The sequence below is a fragment of the Natronococcus occultus SP4 genome (genome assembly GCF_000328685.1).
GTDB classification, from domain to species: Archaea; Halobacteriota; Halobacteria; order Halobacteriales; family Natrialbaceae; genus Natronococcus; species Natronococcus occultus.
On the sequence record NC_019974.1, the window covers coordinates 3730780 to 3750875 of the forward strand.

Consider the following 20096-nt stretch of genomic DNA (forward strand, 5'->3'; position numbering starts at 1 on the left):
GCTCTCGGACCCAAGCCGTGCGAGGGATGAGTAAACGAAGGAAGTGAGTGAGCGAATCGGCTGGGGAGGGCGCGGCGATCCCGTGTTGTCGGCTCGAGCAGCACGCTCGAGTCTTCGGCAATCGCTACACAGCCGATACCGTCATGGATTCTCGAACGACCTATCCGATGACGCCGACGGTGTAGAGCCCCGCGAGAGCGACGCCGGCGACGAGGCCGACGCGAACGGCGAGTTTGATCGCGACACGGACTGCGAGGATCGCAACGACGACGAGGACGACCGCAAGCAGTGCGAGCAGGAGTCCCGTGCTGGATGTCAGCGGGTCGAGCATAGGAGAGACTCCGGACGGGAACTATGTAGTCTTTCTGGATATTCTGAATGACAGCTTTGATATTCAGTCTACTTTCCGAATAGTTTCTGGGATAGATGAGAGTATTCCTCGCCCGCAAATTCACTTTCAGTCTGGTCTGAAAATCATTAAGTCGGTCGCCGCCGTAGTCTCTCACAAGCGCGAAGCAAGCCGTTTCACCCTCGCGTCGCAACCGTGACGGAGTAGATGCGTAGCTACGCAACTATGATTGTACTACTACAAAAAGAATGGAAGAATACCACTACAATTATGTGCCGCCGATGAATACCGATTCGTCGCTACAAATGACCGACGCCACCACTTCTGTCCCCGCCCGAATCGACGGCCGGCGGCGGGTTAACTGCGAGGTGACCCGCGCATGAGCGAGCCGGAGCTCTCCGCGGAAGAGCTGACCCTCCCGATCAAACGCACCGAGGGCAACACCCTCGAGGAGCGACTGACCGCCAACGCCTACGAGAACATCCTCCCCGCCCGCTACCTCCGCAAGGACGCCGACGGCGAGCTGATCGAACAGCAGGAGGACCTGTTCGACCGCGTCGGCAAGAACATCGCGCTCGCGGAGGCCGTCTTCGAGGCCGAGAAACGCGACCTCGAGATCACGGTCACGCCCGACCAGCTCAAACCCGACCACCCGCGGCGAGACGAACTCGCCGCAGAGGTCTTCGGTGCCGGGACGACGGCGGACGATGACGCCGAAGCCGCGCTCTCTATCTACAACGTCAACAAGTTCGCCTACGACACCGTCGTTCCCGAGCTGCCCGAGGAGGTCCGGGCCCACGTCGAGGACGTTGCCGCGGAGTTCCAGGGGATGATGGAAAACCTGGACTTCATGCCGAACTCGCCGACGCTGATGAACGCGGGCGACGAGCTCCAGCAGCTCTCGGCGTGTTTCGTCGACTCTCCCGAGGACGACATCGACGACATCCACCAGACCGCCAAAGAGGCCGCACAGGTCTTCCAGAGCGGCGGCGGCATGGGGTATGCCTTCTGGCGGCTCCGACCCTACGGCGACGCGGTCGGGAGCACCGGCGGCATCGCCAGCGGCCCGATCACGTTTATGCGCACCTACGACCAGATGTGCGAGACGATCGCCCAGGGCGGCGCCCGACGGGGCGCCCAGATGGGGGTCATGCGTGTCTCCCATCCGGACGTCATCCAGTTCATCCACGCAAAGAACAAGGACGTCTCGCTGGCCGAGACGCTGCGCCTGAACGACCCTGACGACTACACCCACACCTCCTTCCAGGACGCCCTCGAAGAGGCCCGCGAACTGATCGACGACGAAGGCCGAGTGCCGAAACACCTTCGCAACGCCGTCGAGGGCCACCTCTCGAATTTCAACATCTCCGTCGGGATCACCGACGACTTTATGGAGGCCGTCCAGAACGGCGAGGAGTTTACCTTCACCAACCCCCGGACGGGCGAGCCACATATCGCGACCGCGGAGACCAAGGAGCTGTACGAGATGTTCGACCTCGGCGAGCACGTCGAGGTCGGTGAGGAGCTGTCGATCCCGGCCGAGGAGCTGTGGGACGACATCGTCGAGGGCGCCCACGAGAACGGCGAGCCCGGCGTGATCTACCTCGAGCGAGTCAACAAGCAACACTCCTTCGATGTGGACAAACATCCAGATCATAGAATTCTTGCAACAAATCCTTGCGGAGAACAACCTTTGGAGGAGTACGAGGCCTGTAACCTCGGACACATCAACCTCTCGACGCTCGCCGATCTGGAGGCGCCGGACTGGCGCGTCTGGTACGACGAGCACGGCGACGAGTACGAGTCGCTGGAGGACGCGGTCGACGCCTTCCTCGCGGACGCCGTCGACTTCGAGGAGTTCGACCGTCGCATCGAGATGGGGACGCGATTCCTCGAGAACGTCGTCACGATGAGCGACTTCCCGGTCGAGAAGATCGAGCAGAAGGTCCGGGAGATGCGCAAGATCGGCCTGGGTATCATGGGGCTGGCACAGCTGTACATCCAGCTCGGGATGGAGTACGGCAGCGAGGCCTCCAACGAAGTCGCCCGCCAGCTGATGACCCACATCAACCACACCTCGAAGTGGACCTCCCACGAGCTCGCCGAAGAGCGCGGGAGCTTCGATGAGTGGGACAACTCGAAGTACGCGAACCCGACGGAGTACCGCGAGTGGTTCGAGCACCAGACCGGCGAGGACGCCGACGACTGGGCCGAGGGGTTCCCGATTCGCAACCACAACACGACGACCATCGCACCGACGGGCACCACGAGTATGGTGGGCAACACCACCGGCGGCTGTGAGCCGATCTACAACGTCGCCTACTACAAGAACGTCTCCGACGACGTCCAGGGCGACGAGATGTTAGTCGAGTTCGACGACTACTTCCTCCGGGTACTGGAGGACAACGGCATCGACGTCGACGCCGTCAAGGAAGAGGCCCAGGAGCAGATGGCGACCAACCAGTTCAACGGCGTCGAGGGGCTCTCGACGGTGCCCGACGCCATCGGCGAACTGTTCGTCACGACCGGCGACCTCTCGGCGAAAGACCACGCCGGCGTCCAGGTCGCCTGTCAGGCCGGCGTCGACTCCGCGATCTCGAAGACGGTCAACGCGCCCAGCGACTCCACGCTCGAGGACGCCAAGGACGTCTTCGAGTACATCTACGAACACGGCGGCAAGGGCGTCACCTACTACCGCGACGGCACCCGCAGCAAGCAGGTGCTGACGACCCGCGCCGACAACGCCGAGTTCGCCGACGAGACCGAAGCCGCCGAGGCCCTCGTCGAACAGATCGACGAGATCTTCGGCGGTCTCGAGGCGTTCCTCGAGAGCGAGGACGTCCAGGATATCCTCGAGGCGGACGTCGACTCGATGGCCGGGACGGACGACCGCGACCCCGTCCAGGTCGACTTCACCGAGAAGCGCGAACGGCCCGACGCCCTACACGGCGTCAGCCAGCGCATCGACACCGGCTACGGGAAGGTGTACGTGACGATCAACGAGGACCCCGAAACGGGCCAGCCGTTCGAGCTGTTCGCGAACATCGGCCACTCGGGCGGGTTCACGAACTCCTTTACCGAGGCGCTGGCGAAGGTCATCTCGACCTCGCTGCGCTCGGGCGTCGACCCCGAGGAGATCGTCGACGAACTCTGTGGTACTCGGAGCCCGAAGGTCGCCTGGGACAAAGGCGAGCAGATCCAGTCGATCCCCGACGCCATCGGCACCGCGATGCGTCGCTACCTCGAGGGCGAGATCGACAAGCCGTACCCGACCCAGCAGACCCTAGAGGACGCGACGGACGCCGAGATCGCCGACGGGCCGAAGACCGACGGCGGCGCCGCGGCCGCGGAGACGGCTGGCGACGACGACGCCGTCCAGGACCTCATTGACGCGGGCGAATCCCCCGAGTGTCCCGACTGCGGCTCGCTCTCGCTGTACTACTCGGAGGGCTGCAAGACCTGCGAGTCCTGCGGCTGGAGCGAGTGCTGACGGGCGAGAGCTGAACGCGATCGCCGGTTCGCCCTTTTCGCGGGCTCGAGCGAATCGAGCCTGCTCCCATCATGTTCAGGTGATACCATTTTCCACGTGGCGTGCGAACGTTCAGCATGAGAACGACGCGATCGCTCGTCCTGGAGGTCGACAGCGACGAGGTACTGCTGGGCGAGCCCGTCACGATCCGCGTGCGGGATCGGTTACAGAACCCGATCGAAGGCGCCACCGTCTCTACCCGACAGAAGGGCGTCCGAACCGACAAGACGGGGCGCTGTCAGCTCACCTTCCACGCACCGGGCCTATGGTCGCTCACTGCGACCAAGCCGGGTGAGGGCGAGATCTCCTACCGGCCCGCGACGGTGCTTCTGCGTGCGGTTACCAGACCCGCGATGGCGCGGCGGATCCGTCGGATCGCGGCCTGTTCGCAGTAAGGCCGAACCCCGCAGTACTTGGTCGCTCGAGCGAACGGACTGGTATGAGCGACGAGGACGACGGAGCGACCGCCGAATCGGCGAGCCCGCCGACCTGCCCGCACTGTCGGGCGCCGCTGTACAGCCGCCACTGCAAGTACGTCTGTCCCCAGCACGGCGTCGTGATCGACTGCAGCGACCCGTTCCGGTGACCGCTCAGTCGGCGCTTCCGGCAGGCCGGGAGTAAAACAGCAGTCGGCGGGAGATCGGCCCGGCGAGCAACAGGGCCGCAGCGCCCGTGCAGGCAAGCGCCAGCGAGAGTCCCAGTTCACCGACCCCGTCAGCGGCGACCGTCGCCGTCGAGGCGCCGACGACGACCGCGGCAACCGTCCACGGAAGTTCTCCGACGACCGTTCCGGCCACGAGCTGTCGGAGCGAGACGCCGCTTATCGCCGCGCCACAGGTCGCGACGTCCGAGGGGATCGGCGCGAGCCGGGCGGCGACGACCCCCCGAATCGGTCCCGCGGTCTCGTAGTAGCGCTCGACCGTGTCGCGGGCGCGACCGAGGACGCGGCCGACCCTCCCCGGAGACGTCCCTGCGTCCTCGGTCCGGACGAACCGGCGAGCAACCAGAAAGACCGGAACGACGGTCACCGCGACGCCCGCGAGGGCGATCGGGATCCCGATTGCGACGCCGTAGCCGTAGCCGACGACGACCGCGAGCGGAGTCGTCGGCAGGGTCGCGAGCGGACGGAGCAGGTACAGCCCCGCGACGAGGATGCCGAAGCGGACCGGGTCCGTCGTCGCCGGTTCGACGGCTGCGACGATCGCCGATGACGGGACGAGCGCCCCAACGCCGAGAACCGAGAGGACGGCGACCGCGACGAGCGTGCGATCCGTACGCATCGGCCGTCGTTCGGCCCCTCCCGTTGAAGGCTTTGTGCCCGAGCACAACGTTTATTCGCTCCGCCGCGCCAGTTCCCGCCGATGAACGGCGACGAGCGCGCGGTCGAGCCCACCGACGACCGCGTCGAACTCGGACTGGCGCTGCTCGAGCGACTCGAACACGAGTCGCTGCCCCTGCCCGCGGTCGTCGATCGGATCGAGACCGTCACCACCGATCCGACGGTGACCCGGACGATCCTCGACCAGGCCGAGCTCCGCGGGATCATCGACCGCGAGGACGGGATCGTCCGTCCGAAGAGCCGCCAGTACGTGCAGTTCGACCGGGACGTGATCACGAAAGACGGGGAGTTCTCCTGTCGGCGCTGTGGCTCAGGGCTCTCGACGGGTTATTTCATCGACCTCGATGCCGGCGAACTCGGGCCGTACGGCTCCTCCTGTATCCGGAAGGTGACGGGCCGGGAGTGAGCTATCGGCCCTGGCGGAGCTCCTCGATGAGCCGATCGATCGTTCGCTGTTGTTCCTGGAGGCGTTCGTTCTGACGCTCGACCGCGTCCTCGAGGGCCTCGAGGCGTTCGAGGACTTCCCGGCTAGCGCCGTCGTGGGACTGCCCGGCGACGGCGGCACGGCCGACCTCCCCCGTCGCGTCAGCCGCGGCGGCGTCGGCACCGTCGGCCATCGGCTGGCGCTTTTCGACCGCGGCTCGCTGATTCTCCGTCGGCTGGGCCCGAACGGCCCGCCGGGATCTGGCGGACGCCTCGCCTCGCGAACGTGAGGTCGAGTCCGCTCTCGATGCTGGCTCCGCGTCGGCGTCGTTCGCGGACTCGTCGAGGGTGTCGTCGAGCTCCGCGGAGTCGGTCTCGTAGTAGGAGATCAGCGCCCGCTTGAGTCGCTCGCGAACGTCGTCGGCCGCGTCGTTGGGCGTCTTGATCCGCCGCGGACGGCCGTCGACCTCGAGGACGATCCGGGTCGCGACGTCGCCGTCCTCGAAGGAAAGGTTCGTCACGTCCTCGAAGTGGTACTCCTGGGACTCCTCGTCCCAGACGGCGCTCCCGACGTGTTCGAGCAGGCGCTTCTCGGTCAACACGAGGGTGAGTTCGCTGAACCGGTAGAGCTCGATGAGGGATTCGTCGGCGTCGACGGCGCCGTTGGCCTCGAGGACGCCCGCCAGGAGCGGGCGGAGGACGTCCTCGGTGTTGGTAGCGGGGATCGACACCTCGCTGGTTCCCTCGAGGGAGTACTCGAGGGTGATCGAGGACTTGCGTCGGCCCTCCGAGAGGGTCAGGCGGTCGGCGTCGTAGGGAAGTTCCTCGATCGATTCGTCGGTCAGCAGGCCCTCGGCCCGGTAGACGAGACACTTCGAGTCGGCGACGAAGAGTTCGTCGTCACCGCCGATCGAGACCCGTGTGTGGATCTCCTCGCCGTGGAGAGCGGACTGAACGATGGCGGGAACGGTCATTATCCGGCGTTGGGTAGCGCAGGTGATAAATGCGTGGGTCCTGCTTGCACGGCCGACGCGAAAGGGAAGGTTAAAGAAACAGACCGCACTACTCGAAAACGAGCCCGGGTGGCTTAGCTGGACATAGCGCCGCACTCATAGGGTTCAGAGATTCGGTGCGGTTTCGCCTTGGAAGCCTCCGTGTCCCACAGAGGACTGCCGAGCCTCGGACCTGGGACATGCGGAGATCGAGGGTTCGGAGCCCTCCCCGGGCACTCATCAAATTATTTACATGGCCACGTAAAAACACCCCGAGAGACGGGTGTTTGCGGTCATTCCTCGGCTTCCTGTAGTGCCAATTCTATAGCAGATAGCAGGTTGCAGCGTCCTCGAGCGGCGACAACGGGGGTGACAGCATGACGTCGGTCGCCGACAACCACAATTGTGGCCACCACGTCGACGACGTCCTCGGAATGCACGGTTAACAATAAACCACGGTGGTCACGATGATCCGTGAGGAGCACAAGTTCGAATACATCGACACTAGTTCGACGCGGCGTCACGTCGAAATTATCCTGAGGGCAGCTGATGACGGGATTAAGCACGACTCTGGGAATTTCCACAACAAGTAGCGGTCGGTGATGAATACCGACGAGATCCTACACTGTCCGTAGTGCTAGGCGCAAACCAACCACTGACGGGGTCGGCTAGTAACTCATTCTAAATAGTAGGATGTAGTGAATATTCTACTTTGAATATAGTATACTGGTGTCCGATTATACAACTATATTGAAGTGTAATCAACAATAACTAATCGGACAGATGAAGTTGTACGAGCTAATTGATCGGAGTTGGAATAGCTATGAACGAAAACGGTTTGTCAACGATGATACCAAGACTAAGACTGATGATTTCAATCCAGAAGAATTCAAACACAACGGCTTTTCTAACCGAGAATTATATTTGAAGGAATACGTTCCAGCACTCGCCGCTGAAGAACGCCTCACACAGGAACTCAATAACTTCACTCCTCCAAGACTTAGCGAAATTAACAATTCACCATACCAAGCTCTCGTCATCCGGTATGGCATTCTTCGGCAACTTATTCAGCAGTCCGAGTATAATATGGAAAAAACAGAACTGATAGACGCTGTTCAAAGTTGGCAACGGGACCTCATTCGATCCTACGACGAAGACTCATTTTCCGAAACTGACGATCTCCTTCACCTCGCGCAAGCCGCTGTCGATTATGAAAGTCAAATTGATGATTCTGAACTTCATATGGTGTCCAGCTATTTCGAGATCCACAACAACGCCACGAACAGCAAGCACGAATACTACACTTGGCTTGATTTCTTCCAGCGGCTGTCTACACTTGGCCGATTTCCGAAAGTAACACGATCGGACAGCCCTGAACACGCTCATGATACTATCGAGAAAGGGGTTTGGTCACTCCAAGAACAGGCACTCATCTATGAGGTTGATGATCCTAATTACGACGAACTCGTTGGAATTCCTGAAGATTATATTGAGAAGATTCGAGACTGGTTGTACTACGAAATGTCCGACGAAAACTATCGTCAGATGCTCGAGACTCTCGATGTCTTTGACCGTCAATCGATCCTAATCGAGGCTCGTGGGGAATTCGATATCAGCGGGAAAAACTACGGTAAAAATGAAAATCGTCGGGGGAACATTATTCAAGAAGGTATCTATCCGAGTGAGTTATTAAGGGAAGTAGTTCCGAAGGATGATCTGAAAGATATCGTCGATCGGTATGGTCTCGATGCACACAAACTGAAGACAGGCGAAATGGTATCTGCGATTATTGAGTATTTCGAGTTGTCTCAAAATACGGTTGAGGGTGAAGACGAGAAGATTGATCTGTATTTAAATTCCTATGAAGACATCGCAGATGGTGCCGTTACTGAGGTACCACCGCAGCTCCAGGATCTCATTGACGCCGACGATATTTCTGACAAGCTAGATATACTCTTTGAGGAGGCAACCGGGGAAATATTCCGAGAAGTGTTCAATCTCGAGGAGACAAACCAACTAGGACAACAGGCGACTGGTGTGGTTGCAGATGGCGAAATCGAACAGAACGACCAGTGGCTTCTCTGGGATAATAAACGCCGCCGCCAGGGATTCTCACTTGGAAGTGATACCCGGAGTAAGATTAAGAATTATATCGATACGAAAGATCAACAGCACGACGTAGAGTGGTTCCTTATTATTGCCCCTGAGTTCACAGACAAAGCACCAGCAAACGCATTACAATTAGAAATGCAAGTTGGAACGGATATTCGATTAGTGAGGGCAGAGGATTTGACAGCACTGGCCGAATTGTGGCAAGAGAATTATGCAGCGGAGGGACGGGAACTACCATTATCAGTTTTTACTGGATCAAAGATATTCGACGTAGAGACCGCGGCTAGTTTACTGGAAACCCAGTTTGCATAGCCACTTCGGTGAAATCAGAATTTTGTATCGATTCCTCGGGTAGGGTATTGATTCAGACTAGCGTTCACAGAGGCACTTTTGAAATTTCAAGAGGTGATCATGGACGAGGTGTAGCAGTTACCTGAGGACGTCATCCCCGAAGATCGGGACGCTCCGAGTCGACGTCGGATGGGGAGAACGCCTCGAACTCCGTACAGCCACAGGACTTACAGCCCGCGGGACAGCCGATGGGGTTCAGGCCACCGCTCGCGACCTGCCGTGCTGCGTACTTCCTGCCACACTCCGTACAGATGGCGAGCCCGCGAGAGTTATCTCCCATACCGCGTGAAAACCACCCTGACGGGATAAGCGGCGTGTGAGTATAGCCGGAGTAACAGCGCCGAGGACGTCCCCAGCAGTACCACTCCCAGCGACGCTGCCCTCGCACGGCACCCCGTCGCGAGTCCCCGATCGAAAACTACCACGCTCTTTGCGGAAGCAACACTACTGATGGGTGTCATGGCCGACCCGTCCCAGGGGATCACCGAACAGACCGCGCTCGGAATCGTCGCGGCGATAAGCGGCGTCCTCGCGCTGTTGCTCGTGCTCCCGTACCTGCAGTACGTGTTGCTCGCCGTGGTGCTCGCCTACGTCCTCGCGCCCGCCCAGACCGCCCTCGAGCGGGTGATGAGTCCGACCGCGTCGGCACTGACGCTGATCGCGGCCGCCCTGCTCGTGCTCGTCCTCCCGGTGTTGTACGTCCTCGTCGTCGCGATCCGCCAGGCTGCCCAGCTCGTGGGGACGATCCAACAGCAGGGACTCGACGTGACGGCGATCGACCGACAGCTCGAGCAGTTCGGCTACCAGCTCGACCCCGACGCCGCGTTTGCGGCCCTCGAGGCCAACCAGGACCAGATCGACGACGGCCTCCACGGGCTCCACGGCGCGGTGACCGGTACCCTCGAGTTCCTCGGCGGACTCCCGTCGATGGCGTTCGGGCTCACGGTGACGGCGTTCGTTCTCTTCGGCCTGCTCCGGGACGGCGATCGGCTGGTCGACTGGCTCCAGACCGTCGTGCCGATCAGCGACGACGCCAGAGACGAGCTGTTCGCCGAACTCGATCGGCTCATGTGGGCGTCGGTCGTCGGCAACGTGATCGTCTCGGCGATCCAGGCGATCCTGCTGGGGCTCGGCCTGTGGGTTCTCGATGTACCCGGCGTCGTCTTCCTCACGGTCGCGACGTTCGTGCTTGCACTGCTGCCGCTGATCGGCGCCTTCGGGATCTGGGTGCCGGTTTCGGTCTACCTCCTCGCGGTCGGGGAGCCGTTCTCGGCCCTGGCACTGGTGATCTACGGGACGCTCGTCAGCGCCTCTGATATGTACCTCCGGCCGGCGATCATCGGCAAAAGCGGCGCGCTCAGCTCGGCGGTGATCGTTCTGGGAATCTTCGGCGGCGTCGCCGTCCTCGGCGCCGTCGGTCTGTTCGTCGGTCCCGTCGTCCTCGGCGCGGCCAAGATCGCGTTCGACCTCTTCAGTCAGGCGCGTCGCGAACCGACGGCCGCGTAGAACCAGTCCGGCGTCGTCAGTCTCAACTACGTGTCTGGCTCGTCCCGTCCTCGGGACCAGACGTTCGTCACGGAGTCGCCGCTCGGCGGCGTGTGGCTGACGTCTTTCATCGTCTGGGTGGTGTGTTTCGACATAGCTCGCTGTTTCGATCGAGAACGGATAGCCGTTTCGGTGGTGGAATAATTACAATATAATGTGTTTATACACCATGGTATGCGATGGCTACGAGCTGTCGTCGGTCCGAGTTGAGAGCGAAGCGGTGGTCACACCGAACGGAACTACGCGGTCGTGACGCGGATCTCGCCGTCGGCCGTAACGGTGACCGAACAGCCGTTGTACTCGAAGGTTACCGAACCCTCGCTCCGGAGGCCGTCGGCTCGAGGCGCGAACAGGCGCTCGAGCGCCTCGGGGTTGATCACGTAGTACAGCGGCTCGAGTTCGGTCGCGTCGATGTCTCGGTAGGTCGCGACCGCGTTGGCGATCGCGACGCTGAGCGGCGTCTCGTCGAGTCGGTCGTACTGGATAACGTAGCAGTCTGTCGTCGATACGGACGGCTGTTGTTGTGTCGTTTCAGTCATACTACCCCACTGTGAGTCGTCGACCGATCCTTCTCGACTGGACGCAAAGAGTCTGCTCGTTAACTGTGTAACGGGTCGTTCGGGGGGCGGTTAAGCTATTAACCGTCCGTCGTCACGCCCTCGAACAGCGCCGCGAACAGCTTTCCCTCGACGTATCGGACGTGTTTGTGAAACGCCGGCGGCGAGATCGACAGCGAGTCGGCGACCGACTCACCCGTCGTCCGGCGGGGCCACTCGAAAAAGCCGCTGTGGTAGGCCGTTCGGACGACTTCCCGCTGGCGGGGCGTGAGCTGTTCGAGCAGCGCCTTCCGCGCCGGCCCGCCGAGCGAGGACGCGTCGTCCGACGGGCGATCCCGGCGCGCGACCATCGACGCCGACAGGCCGTGGCGTTCGAAATCCGCGAGGACGGTCCGGAGCTCGAGGCCGGCCGGGAGGTCGACGGTCGCCCGATAGCTCGTCTCATCGCAGACGAGGTCACGAAGCGTGGCGCCGCGGTCGCCGACGATCGTCCCGACGAACGGCCCGGTCACCCGGAGCTGGACGAGCGTCCGGTCCTCGGAAGCGGTAAGCACCATCGCGTCCTCGATCCCCTCGACCGACGCCCCGAGGACGTCGGCGTCGATCGCGGGCTCGAGGGAGACGAACGCCAGCGCGGTCCCGTCGTCCTGCAGGGTCGCGCCCTCGAACGCGAGTCGGCGATCGAGGGCGTCGGCAAACCGACACAGCGGCGACGCGGTCGTCAACTCGAGTTCGACCTCGGTGACGCCGTCCGCCAGCAGCGCGTTCTTTCGCTGGATGGCGTCGATCGTATACGCGACGCTCTCTCCGAGATCAGCGAGCATCGACTCGAATGGGTCGTCGAAGGCGTCCGGTTCGTCGGCGTACACCGAGAGGACGCCGTAGCGGTGGCCGTCGTAGACCAGTGGGATCGAGAGCACCGACTGGAAGCTCCGCGAGAGCGCGTCGGTTCGCCACTCGCCGTCCCCCACGTTGTCGGCGACGTTCTCGACGGCTACCGGACGGCCGGTCCGGGCTGCCCGTCCCGACGGCTCCGCCGCGGAGTCGTCGACGGCCGTCGCCGTGACCGTCTCGAGGTAGCCCCGGTCGAGACCAGCGTGGGTCCGGGGTCGGATCCGGCTCCCGCTCGGGTCGGAGTCGCCGATCCAGGCGAACGAGCAGCTATCGGTCTCGACGAGTCTGGTACAGACGCCACGCTCGATCGCCTCCCGCGAGTCGGAACGCAGCAGGTGTTCCTCGATATCCTGCCGGATCTGTTTCGAGGCGTTCACCCGCTCGAGGTTACGATTCTGTCGTTTCAGCTTCCGCTCGCTGTCGTGGAGCCGGCGGGTCCGTCCGATACGGTCGAGCGCCGCCTCTGCCGTCGTCGCGAACAGCTCCACCAGTTCGACGGTGTCCTCGTCGTACCGATCGACCACCGTCGACACCGCGGCGAAGACGCCGTGTTCGCCGAGCGGAACGTAGAGCCCACTCCGGACGTCGGTCGATTCGTTGTAGACCAGCTCGGACTCCCGAACGTCGCCGAACACCGACGGCTCGCCGGTGGCGAACGTCTCCCACGTGATCCCCTCGTCGGGCGCCAGACGCGGCGGCGTGCCGACCGCCCGTTCGAGCTCGTCGGAGTACGCCGCCGGCACGAGCTCGTTGTGCTGCTCGTCGAACCGGTAGACGATGCTATCGAGATCGAGGACGTCGTCGGCGACCCTGACGACGTACTCGCAGGCCTCGTCCTTCGAGTCGACAGTCAGCAGGTGACTGGTCGCCTCGTGGAGCGCGCTCAGTGCCTCCCGATACTGGACGCGCTCGGTGACGTCCCGGAAGGCGACAGAGAGCCCGGTTGCGGAGGGATAGACGTTGATCTCCATCCAGATCCCGAGCGACTCCGAGTTGTGTTCCCAGGAGAGCGACTCCTGGTGCTCCATCGCCGTCTCGAAGCGCTCGAACAGCTCCGAGCGGAACCCGTGGGGGAACAGCTCCCGGACGTCCTCGCCGAGCAGTTCCGACCGCGAGTAGCCAAGCAGCTCCGCGGCCCGGCTGTTGACGTAGGTGAACCGCCAGTCCGAATCGAGCGCGTAGAACGCGTCGCTGACTCGTTCGAGCGACTCGGCGAGCTCGCGCTCGACTCGGTAGTAGCGAGTCACGTCCCGGATCGAGGCGATCACCCCGTCGACGACCGGGTCCGCGAGGTGGTTCGCGAACGCCGTCTCGTGGACGCGCCAGGACCCGTCCCGGCGGTAGCGGTAAGTGACGGTTCGACTCGCGCCCGGCGGATCGTCGAGGACGGCGTCGAACGCGTCGGCGACGGCCGGCCTGTCCTCAGGGTGGATCGCCCCGAGGACGTCCTCGCCGTCGAGTGCGGTCGCCTCGAAGCCGAGGACGTCCTCGAGACTGGAGCCGGCGTCGGTGATCCGTCCGGCGTCGTCGACGACGATCACGAGGTCCGAGGAGCGCTCGAGCAGCGACCGGTACCGCGCCTCGTCGCAGTCGGTCGACGCGACCGCAAGCCCCAGCCGTCGGGCGAGAAGCGCGGCTCGGTCGCTCGCCCGCGCGTCGACGACGTCGGTCGCGCCGTCGGCCAGGATCGCTTCGACATCGGCCTCGCGGACGTCCTCGACGGCGCAGACGACCGGGAGCCGGCCGTCGACCTCCCGGAGGACGGTTCGATCGTCGGTCAGCACGCAGTCCGCGGCGGCGAGTCGCTCGGGATCGAGATCGCGGGACGGGTCGGTATCGACGAGGACCGCAGAACGGTCCTCGAGGACGGTCGCCGCGCGCTCGATCCAGGGCGCCGAGCCGACGACGAGCACGCGAACCGCCCCCACCCCCGCAGCCTCGAGTCCGGAATCCATACCCTCGATGGGATCGGCGCAGGGAAAAACGTCGCGACGGTTCACCCGGTGGTTCAGTAGCCGATCGGCGTCCCGTCCTTTCGGGGTTCGGTCGCGCCCGACAGCGTTTCCCCGTTTCGGCGGACGGCCTGGGCCCCGCCGAACATCACGGGCGGGAGGACGCCGACGTCGTGGCCCTTTCGGGCGAGCTTCGCGGCGCCGGGCAGTCGTTCCTCGATCCCGAGGCTGCCGTCCTCGCGGTAGCGCCAGCGGGGGCGATCCAGGGCCTCCTGCAGGTCCATCCCGTAGTCGACGAGATTCGAGAGCACCTGGACGTGGCCCTGGGGCTGCATGTAGCCGCCCATGACGCCGAAGGCGAGCCAGTCGTCCTCGTCGAGCTTCGCGATCGCCGGAACCAGCGTGTGGAACGGCCGCTTGCCGGGTTCGAGGCTGTTCGGGTGGTCGGGATCGAGCGAGAACGACGCGCCGCGGTTCTGGAGCGCGATTCCGGTGTCGCCCGCGACCAGTCCGCTGCCGAAGCCGGCAAAGCGGGAGTTGATGTAGGAGACGAGGTTGCCCTCCTCGTCGCCGACCGTGAGCAGGACGGTGTCGGCGTCCTCGGCCGCCCGCGTCGGGACGCCAACCTCGGGGTCCTGGATCGGCGTATCGCCGATCGCGTCGGCCCGTTCGCGGGCGTACTCCTTCGAGGCCAGCGGCGGGATCTCCTCGAACTCGGGGTCGGTGACGTAGTGGTGACCGTCGACGAACGCCAGCTTCATCGCCTCCGCGAAGGCGTGGACCCGCTCTGGCGAGTCGTACTCGTGCTCGCCAGCACCGATCTCCTCGGCGATGTTCAGCGCCTCGAGCGCGACCAGCCCCTGGTTGTTCGGCGGGAGTTCGTACACCTCGGTTCCATTATAGGTCGTGCTGACGGGCTCGACGAACTCCGGCGAGAACTCGGCGAGGTCCTCGTGGGTCATGAAGCCGCCCGCGGACTGGATCTCCTCGACGATCGCGTCGGCGATCTCGCCCTCGTAGAAGGCGTCGGCGCCCTCCTCGGAGATCTGCCGGAGGGAGTCGCCCAGCCGCGGCAGCGTGACCGTCTGGCCGACGTCGGGCGCCTTGCCGTCGAAGAGGTACGCCTCGCGTGCGTTCTCGTCGGTGAAGAGCTCCTCGGCACCCTGCCAGTGGTCCGCGATGATCGGCGAGACGGGGTAGCCCTCCGTCGCGTAGCCGATTGCGGGCTCGAGGGCTTCCGCGAGCGAGAGCGTGCCCAGCTCCTCGATCGTCGCCTCCCACCCCCGGGCTGTCCCGGGCACGGTCACGGCGTGTGGTCCGAGGAACGGCATCTCCAGCTCGTCGCCGCCGGCGTCGCCGTCGACGGCGTACCCTCGCGACTCGGGATAATACTGCGAGACGTCGTCGGCGTCCTCGAGGGCGCCTCTGACGTTCTCGATCGTCGCCTCGGCGGGCGCGGGCCCACAGGAGCGCATCGCGCCAACCTCGCCATCGGCGGTGCGGTACAGCGCGAAGACGTCCCCGCCAAGTCCCGTCGAGGTGGGCTCGACGACGTTGAGCGCGGCCGCGGTCGCGACCGCCGCGTCGAAGGCGTTCCCGCCATCCCGCAGGATCGACAGCCCAGCCTCCGCGGCGAGGGGCTGGCTCGTCGCGACCATGCCCCGGTTGGCGTAGGCCGTCGAGCGTCTCGAGTCGAATCGGTCCGGATCGGCTGTGCCGTCCATACGCATGGACGGAGGGACGGCGATAAAAATCCTGTCGGGATCGGCGTCGTCCCGTGCGGGCGATCAGACGATCGTCACGGGAACGCTCGCACGCTTCGCGACGGTCTGGCAAACGCTCCCGGTACCGAGCCGGCTTGCACTGCCGTCTCGGGAGCCGAGGACGAGGTGGTCGACGTCGGCCTCGGCCGCGTAGTCGACGATCGCTCCCGGCGCCCGGCCGTCCTCGAGGACGGTCCGGACCTCGCGGCCCCGGTCCGCAGCGAGCGACGTCACCTCCTCGAGCAGGGCCGCGCCGCGCTCGCGGCCGGCCCGGGCGAACTCCACGTACCGGTCGCCCGACCCGCCCGTCGCGTCGGCGTAGATGTGCGGATGGGTCGGGTCGAAGACGTGGAGGACGGTGATCGTCGCGTCGGGGTACTCGGCGAGCGCGTACTCGAAGGCCGCCCGCGAGGCCTCGGTGTCGTCGACCGCGACGAGAACGTGCCGACTCATACGCGCCGTTCGGGGTTGTCACTCAAGGCTCGCTCGCTTCCACGTGAAAGCATCCCACGGGAACGCACGACGGGACGGTGGTCGGCTACTCGACGAGCGGTTCGTGGGTCGCCCGGTAGCCGTCGCCGTCCGCGAGCGGGTCGAGCCCGCTGACCTCCCGGAAGCGGATCTCGCGTTCCATCTTCGTCATCACGGGCGTGTCGTAGTACGCGGCCTCGTAGGACGGCTCGTCGCCCTCGCGGCGTCGCTGGGCGACGAACTCCCGGTGGCGCTCGAGGCGTCGCCGCCCGATCGCCCGCGATAGCTCGGGGACGTCCGCGACGCGGTCGGCGAAGACCTTGCGGAAGGCGTCCTCGAGTTCGTACCCGATCGAGTTTCGCCCGGCACACAGCGCCGCAAGCGAGGTCGTCCCGGTTCCCCAGAACGGATCGAGGACGGTGTCGCCGTAGGTCGAGTACATACAGAGCAGCCGGTAGGGGATCTCGAGGGGGTAGGCCGCCGAGCGCTCCCGGAGCTCCTCGTGGTCGTCCCCGAGCGCCTGTAGCTCGCCCCGGACCTCGGTCCAGACGTCGGTGAACCAGCGGTTTCGCTCCTCCCAGAAGTAGGCGGCCTCGTACCGGCGGTCGGCACCGGGCTCGAACGAGCGGCTCTCACCGCCGTTGCGGAAGATCAGGACGTACTCGTGTTCGAGCGTGACGTAGGCGTTTGGCGGGATCATCCCGCTGCCCATGAACTTCGCCGCGCTGTTTGCGGGCTTGCGCCAGAGGACGTCCGGCAACGGATCGAACCCACGGGCCTCGAAGGCCTCGAGCACGCGGGCGTGGTTGGGGTAGACCCGGAAGCTCCCGTCGAGCGTGCGGGTCGCGTCGCCGACGTTGATACAGGCGATGCCGCCGTCGACGAGGACGCGCTCGAGCTCGTCCCAGACGGCCTCGAGCTGGGCGTGCATCGCCTCGAAAGCGGCCCGGCCGTCGCCGTCCTCGAGGGCCGTCCCGATCGCGGGATCGAGCTCGGTGAACAGCTCGTCCCACATCTCGATCATCGGATACGGCGGGGAGGTGACGACGAGTTCGACGGAGTCGTCGTCGACCGCCGAGAGCTCGCGGGCGTCGCCGACGACGACGCGGTGGGTCGTCTCCATCGAGTGGAGTGTGTCGGCGTCGCCCCCTTAGCTCCTTCGTCGAGCGCCGCCGCTGAAGGAACGAAAAGCGAAAGAACGGAACGGCTTACTCCTCGTCGGCGTCGCCGGCCTCGGCCTCGAGCCCGTCGTCCTCCTCGTCCTCGTCGTCGGCGTCGATCTCGGTCGCCGGCTCGAACTCCTCGATCGGCTCCCACTCCTCCTCGTCGCCGCCGCCGAGCCGACGGCGCAACACGGCGAGACCGATCAGGAGACCGGCCGCAAGCACCAGCCGACCCAGCCAGCCCGAGGAGCTGCCGTCCGCGGGCTCCTCGTCGGTTTCGGTCTCGGCCTCGACCGCTTCGGCCTCGGCGTCTTCCGCTTCGAGTTCCGCCTCGCTCTCTGTCTCGTCCTCGTCACCACCCGTCACGTCCTCGATGATCTCGGGCTCCTCGACGTCCTCCAGCGAGACGTCCCCGACGTCGGTGGACTCGCGGCCGGCAAGGTAGCCGATCGCAGCGCCGACACCGACGAGCGCGCCCGCGATCGGAAGGTTTCGCGAGCCGCCCTCGCTGTCGCCGCCCTCGGATTCCTCGACGGCCTCGAGGATCGGATCCCGCATCGAGGACTCGAGTCCCTGTCCGACGAGTTCCTTGACGACGAGTTCCGACAGCGTCTGCTCGGATTCGGTCTCTTCCATACACCGGCCATTGACATCCCGATACATAGGTTTATCCAACGGGACACTCTCCCGTGAGGGATACTAACTCACCACAAGGAGAGACGCTTGCCGGCTATGTGGCGCTCGACCGAACAGTTTCGGACACCGGTTCGGGGGCGAAAACCGGATAACCGTCACATAACAAAACGGCTATACTCGGACGGAGAGGTATGAGCACGCTCCGACAGCCGGGCGCCTTTGGACGGCCGACGCGTCGCCACGTCTTCGACGCCGTCGCCGCTGTCTCGGCGGGTGCCGTCGAGGCCGCTTCGGTCGGCCTCTGGTTCGCCCTGGTTGCCGGCTCGCGGACGACGACGACGGCGCTCGTCGGCGCCGCCGTCCTCGTCGTCGGAATCCTCCTTCGAACGCGGATCGTCGCCGCGGCCGTCGACGGCTGGCGGCTCCGTCACGCCCCCCGGCGAGTCGGGCTTGCGCTCGCGCTTGCAGCGGGCTGGATCTGCTGGCTGCTGCTGGCCGAAACCGTCGGCTCACCGGCAGGGGCGATCGTCGCGACGGCGCTGCTCGGTGCAGGAGTTGCCGCCCAGTTCGAACTTGAGGGTGCGACCTGTCGGCCGCGGTCGGCCGACGGGGATCGCCTGGCGTCGATCGTTCCGGGACTACTGCTCGCACTCGGCGCGGGAGGGCTGCTCTGGGCGAACTGGGCTGCCGGATGGACGATCGTCTCGCCGCCGCTCCCGCTCGGCGTGACGACGGTCGTCGTCCGGATCGAGGCCGTTCAGCTCGGCCTGCTCGGGTTCGCCGTCCTCGCGGTAGCCGCCCACCGACTGCGGCTGGGACGGCTCCGCGGCTGATCGATCTTCGACACGCGATGCCGATTGCGCACATTTATCCAGATCAAACACCTAGTACGGGTGAAACGCGACTCGACGACTCCTTTCGGGACACACCCATGATAGAGACAGCATCGTTCGGCGGCGTCGTCGCGGCCGGGTTCGTCCTCGTCGCGGTCTTCGTGTACTGGTTCCTCCACCGCACCCGCGGATCGGACGCGGCGTCGCAGTCGACGGCGAGTGCCGACACGGAAACTGGGGGGTCGCGACTGCCGTTCCTCGAGCGAGCCGACGATTCCTCGTCCGGGCCGATCGATCCACAGATTCTCCTCCCCGTTCCGAACGACGCCGAAACCGGCTGTCGACTCACGGCCATCGCGTGTGCGCTCAAACACCGCTACGGCGACGAACCGCTCCGCCTCCTCCGGATCGAGGACGGGACGGCTCCCGACGCCGACGCGTTCGCCGAGCGACTCGACGAACGGGAAACCGCGACCAACACCGCGATCCGGTCCGAGACGATCGACGACGAGGACGTCACCGACGCGATCGTTCGGGCCGCGCCGGAGCCGAACACCGATCTGGTCGTGGCGACGTGGACGGCGACCGACGGCGCCGCAAGCGAGGGTGTCGTCGACGGGATCGTCTCGCGAACACCGCTGCCGATCTACCGGTTCCGGCTCGCGCGGTCCCCGGACGAACTCGCGCGGCTCCGGGTCGTGCTGCCGCGCCACGTCGACCACCACGAGGGGTTCTACGAGGGGATCTACAACGTCAAGCAGCTGGCGGACAACCTCGGACTCCCGATCACGGTCTACGTCTTCGAGCAAACCGTCGACCACTACCGGACACTCTTCGATCTCGTCGAGATCGACGTGCTGGCCGAGTTCCGGTCGGTCGACTCCTGGGCGGTGCTGGAGTCGAAGCTCCGGACCGACGGCGAGCCCGACGATCTCCTCCTGGCGCTTGCGGTTCGGGAAGATGAGATCGGCTGGGACCCCGAGCTCCCGACCGTCGGCGACCGGTTCGCCGAGCTGCCGCCCCGATCGCTCGGGCTGTGGTACCTCCGAAAGGACGAACCGGCCTACGACGAGCGCTTCCTGCGGACCGAATCGTAGTCTGGACGGTCGACGGCGAGTGCCGCGCCGCCAGCCGACATGTTCCGACGACGCGATCGAACGGCGCCGAGATCGAACGGTAGAAAAGTC

18 protein-coding genes and 1 tRNA gene are annotated in these 20096 nt (G+C 64.6%); 9 read left to right on the forward strand and 10 right to left on the reverse strand.

Annotation, left to right across the window (positions count from 1 at the left end):
* Nucleotides 1-160 precede the first annotated feature (160 nt).
* Nucleotides 161-331, reverse strand: coding sequence for a hypothetical protein (locus NATOC_RS22530; RefSeq protein ID WP_015322939.1), 171 nt, complete (start codon nucleotides 329-331; stop codon nucleotides 161-163).
* A 397-nt stretch (nucleotides 332-728) separates the two neighbouring features.
* On the opposite strand from NATOC_RS22530, the gene NATOC_RS18140 reads away from it, so the two are divergent.
* The 3 genes from NATOC_RS18140 (at nucleotide 729) to NATOC_RS22535 (ending at nucleotide 4464) form a co-directional block, all read left to right on the forward strand.
* Complete coding sequence (locus NATOC_RS18140) at nucleotides 729-3839, forward strand: adenosylcobalamin-dependent ribonucleoside-diphosphate reductase (protein ID WP_015322940.1); 3111 nt, start codon at nucleotides 729-731, stop codon at nucleotides 3837-3839.
* Between the two features lie 116 nt (nucleotides 3840-3955).
* Entirely contained in the window at nucleotides 3956-4273 is a 318-nt protein-coding gene (locus NATOC_RS18145; RefSeq protein WP_015322941.1) for a carboxypeptidase-like regulatory domain-containing protein, read from the forward strand.
* Nucleotides 4274-4317: 44 nt separating this feature from the next.
* A complete protein-coding gene (locus NATOC_RS22535) occupies nucleotides 4318-4464 on the forward strand; it encodes an HVO_2523 family zinc finger protein (protein ID WP_015322942.1) in 147 nt (48 codons plus the stop codon).
* 4 nt (nucleotides 4465-4468) lie between these two features.
* On the opposite strand, the gene NATOC_RS18150 is transcribed toward NATOC_RS22535, so the two are convergent.
* The gene (locus tag NATOC_RS18150) at nucleotides 4469-5158 is read right to left on the reverse strand and encodes a TVP38/TMEM64 family protein (RefSeq protein WP_015322943.1); all 690 of its coding nucleotides are present in this window, start codon (nucleotides 5156-5158) and stop codon (nucleotides 4469-4471) included.
* An 81-nt stretch (nucleotides 5159-5239) separates the two neighbouring features.
* Here NATOC_RS18150 and NATOC_RS18155 point away from each other — a divergent pair, with 81 nt between their 5' ends.
* Nucleotides 5240-5623: a DUF5830 family protein gene (locus NATOC_RS18155; RefSeq protein WP_015322944.1), complete on the forward strand. Its 384-nt coding sequence runs from the start codon at nucleotides 5240-5242 to the stop codon at nucleotides 5621-5623.
* Between the two features lies 1 nt (nucleotide 5624).
* Here NATOC_RS18155 and NATOC_RS18160 read toward each other — a convergent pair whose 3' ends face one another.
* The gene (locus tag NATOC_RS18160; protein WP_015322945.1) at nucleotides 5625-6614 is read right to left on the reverse strand and encodes a DUF7115 domain-containing protein; all 990 of its coding nucleotides are present in this window, start codon (nucleotides 6612-6614) and stop codon (nucleotides 5625-5627) included.
* Nucleotides 6615-6716: 102 nt separating this feature from the next.
* Between NATOC_RS18160 and NATOC_RS22050 the strand changes: the two genes are divergently transcribed.
* Both NATOC_RS22050 and NATOC_RS18165 read left to right on the forward strand, forming a co-directional pair.
* A tRNA-Met gene (locus NATOC_RS22050) sits at nucleotides 6717-6868 on the forward strand.
* A gap of 547 nt (nucleotides 6869-7415) precedes the next feature.
* Nucleotides 7416-9056 carry a hypothetical protein gene (locus NATOC_RS18165; RefSeq protein ID WP_049888846.1) on the forward strand — a complete coding sequence of 547 codons (1641 nt, stop codon included), beginning with the start codon at nucleotides 7416-7418 and terminating at the stop codon, nucleotides 9054-9056.
* A 130-nt stretch (nucleotides 9057-9186) separates the two neighbouring features.
* Here the strand turns inward: NATOC_RS18165 and NATOC_RS22055 are convergent, their stop codons facing one another.
* A complete protein-coding gene (locus NATOC_RS22055; protein WP_015322947.1) occupies nucleotides 9187-9375 on the reverse strand; it encodes a hypothetical protein in 189 nt (62 codons plus the stop codon).
* Between the two features lie 179 nt (nucleotides 9376-9554).
* Between NATOC_RS22055 and NATOC_RS18170 the strand changes: the two genes are divergently transcribed.
* Nucleotides 9555-10601: an AI-2E family transporter gene (locus NATOC_RS18170; RefSeq protein ID WP_157224654.1), complete on the forward strand. Its 1047-nt coding sequence runs from the start codon at nucleotides 9555-9557 to the stop codon at nucleotides 10599-10601.
* A gap of 278 nt (nucleotides 10602-10879) precedes the next feature.
* On the opposite strand, the gene NATOC_RS18175 is transcribed toward NATOC_RS18170, so the two are convergent.
* From NATOC_RS18175 to NATOC_RS18200, 6 genes are all read right to left on the reverse strand, one after another.
* Nucleotides 10880-11179 (reverse strand): HalOD1 output domain-containing protein, encoded by a 300-nt coding sequence (locus NATOC_RS18175; protein WP_015322950.1) that lies wholly within the window; start codon nucleotides 11177-11179, stop codon nucleotides 10880-10882.
* A gap of 98 nt (nucleotides 11180-11277) precedes the next feature.
* On the reverse strand, nucleotides 11278-14046 hold the full coding sequence (locus NATOC_RS18180; protein WP_015322951.1) for a GAF domain-containing protein: 2769 nt from the start codon (nucleotides 14044-14046) through the stop codon (nucleotides 11278-11280).
* Nucleotides 14047-14099: 53 nt separating this feature from the next.
* The gene (ggt, locus tag NATOC_RS18185) at nucleotides 14100-15767 is read right to left on the reverse strand and encodes a gamma-glutamyltransferase (protein WP_015322952.1); all 1668 of its coding nucleotides are present in this window, start codon (nucleotides 15765-15767) and stop codon (nucleotides 14100-14102) included.
* Nucleotides 15768-15830: 63 nt separating this feature from the next.
* Nucleotides 15831-16259 carry a universal stress protein gene (locus tag NATOC_RS18190; protein WP_015322953.1) on the reverse strand — a complete coding sequence of 143 codons (429 nt, stop codon included), beginning with the start codon at nucleotides 16257-16259 and terminating at the stop codon, nucleotides 15831-15833.
* Nucleotides 16260-16344: 85 nt separating this feature from the next.
* Complete coding sequence (locus NATOC_RS18195) at nucleotides 16345-17400, reverse strand: DNA-methyltransferase (RefSeq protein ID WP_015322954.1); 1056 nt, start codon at nucleotides 17398-17400, stop codon at nucleotides 16345-16347.
* A gap of 85 nt (nucleotides 17401-17485) precedes the next feature.
* Nucleotides 17486-18076: a hypothetical protein gene (locus NATOC_RS18200; protein ID WP_015322955.1), complete on the reverse strand. Its 591-nt coding sequence runs from the start codon at nucleotides 18074-18076 to the stop codon at nucleotides 17486-17488.
* A gap of 191 nt (nucleotides 18077-18267) precedes the next feature.
* On the opposite strand from NATOC_RS18200, the gene NATOC_RS18205 reads away from it, so the two are divergent.
* Nucleotides 18268-18909 (forward strand): hypothetical protein, encoded by a 642-nt coding sequence (locus NATOC_RS18205; protein ID WP_015322956.1) that lies wholly within the window; start codon nucleotides 18268-18270, stop codon nucleotides 18907-18909.
* A gap of 98 nt (nucleotides 18910-19007) precedes the next feature.
* On the forward strand, nucleotides 19008-20006 hold the full coding sequence (locus tag NATOC_RS18210; RefSeq protein ID WP_049888847.1) for a hypothetical protein: 999 nt from the start codon (nucleotides 19008-19010) through the stop codon (nucleotides 20004-20006).
* Nucleotides 20007-20096: the final 90 nt, after the last annotated feature.

What these genes read in the sequence shown, in the direction of transcription:
- ggt (WP_015322952.1), bottom strand. Translation starts at nt 15,767, where the DNA reads ATGGACGGCACAGCCGATCCGGACCGATTCGACTCGAGACGCTCGACG.
- NATOC_RS18205 (WP_015322956.1), top strand. Translation starts at nt 18,268, where the DNA reads ATGAGCACGCTCCGACAGCCGGGCGCCTTTGGACGGCCGACGCGTCGC.
- NATOC_RS18170 (WP_157224654.1), top strand. Translation starts at nt 9,555, where the DNA reads ATGGCCGACCCGTCCCAGGGGATCACCGAACAGACCGCGCTCGGAATC.
- NATOC_RS18210 (WP_049888847.1), top strand. Translation starts at nt 19,008, where the DNA reads ATGATAGAGACAGCATCGTTCGGCGGCGTCGTCGCGGCCGGGTTCGTC.
- NATOC_RS22055 (WP_015322947.1), bottom strand. Translation starts at nt 9,375, where the DNA reads ATGGGAGATAACTCTCGCGGGCTCGCCATCTGTACGGAGTGTGGCAGG.
- NATOC_RS18195 (WP_015322954.1), bottom strand. Translation starts at nt 17,400, where the DNA reads ATGGAGACGACCCACCGCGTCGTCGTCGGCGACGCCCGCGAGCTCTCG.
- NATOC_RS18190 (WP_015322953.1), bottom strand. Translation starts at nt 16,259, where the DNA reads ATGAGTCGGCACGTTCTCGTCGCGGTCGACGACACCGAGGCCTCGCGG.
- NATOC_RS22535 (WP_015322942.1), top strand. Translation starts at nt 4,318, where the DNA reads ATGAGCGACGAGGACGACGGAGCGACCGCCGAATCGGCGAGCCCGCCG.
- NATOC_RS18160 (WP_015322945.1), bottom strand. Translation starts at nt 6,614, where the DNA reads ATGACCGTTCCCGCCATCGTTCAGTCCGCTCTCCACGGCGAGGAGATC.
- NATOC_RS18140 (WP_015322940.1), top strand. Translation starts at nt 729, where the DNA reads ATGAGCGAGCCGGAGCTCTCCGCGGAAGAGCTGACCCTCCCGATCAAA.
- NATOC_RS18180 (WP_015322951.1), bottom strand. Translation starts at nt 14,046, where the DNA reads ATGGATTCCGGACTCGAGGCTGCGGGGGTGGGGGCGGTTCGCGTGCTC.
- NATOC_RS18175 (WP_015322950.1), bottom strand. Translation starts at nt 11,179, where the DNA reads ATGACTGAAACGACACAACAACAGCCGTCCGTATCGACGACAGACTGC.
- NATOC_RS18145 (WP_015322941.1), top strand. Translation starts at nt 3,956, where the DNA reads ATGAGAACGACGCGATCGCTCGTCCTGGAGGTCGACAGCGACGAGGTA.
- NATOC_RS18150 (WP_015322943.1), bottom strand. Translation starts at nt 5,158, where the DNA reads ATGCGTACGGATCGCACGCTCGTCGCGGTCGCCGTCCTCTCGGTTCTC.
- NATOC_RS18155 (WP_015322944.1), top strand. Translation starts at nt 5,240, where the DNA reads ATGAACGGCGACGAGCGCGCGGTCGAGCCCACCGACGACCGCGTCGAA.
- NATOC_RS18200 (WP_015322955.1), bottom strand. Translation starts at nt 18,076, where the DNA reads ATGGAAGAGACCGAATCCGAGCAGACGCTGTCGGAACTCGTCGTCAAG.
- NATOC_RS18165 (WP_049888846.1), top strand. Translation starts at nt 7,416, where the DNA reads ATGAAGTTGTACGAGCTAATTGATCGGAGTTGGAATAGCTATGAACGA.
- NATOC_RS22530 (WP_015322939.1), bottom strand. Translation starts at nt 331, where the DNA reads ATGCTCGACCCGCTGACATCCAGCACGGGACTCCTGCTCGCACTGCTT.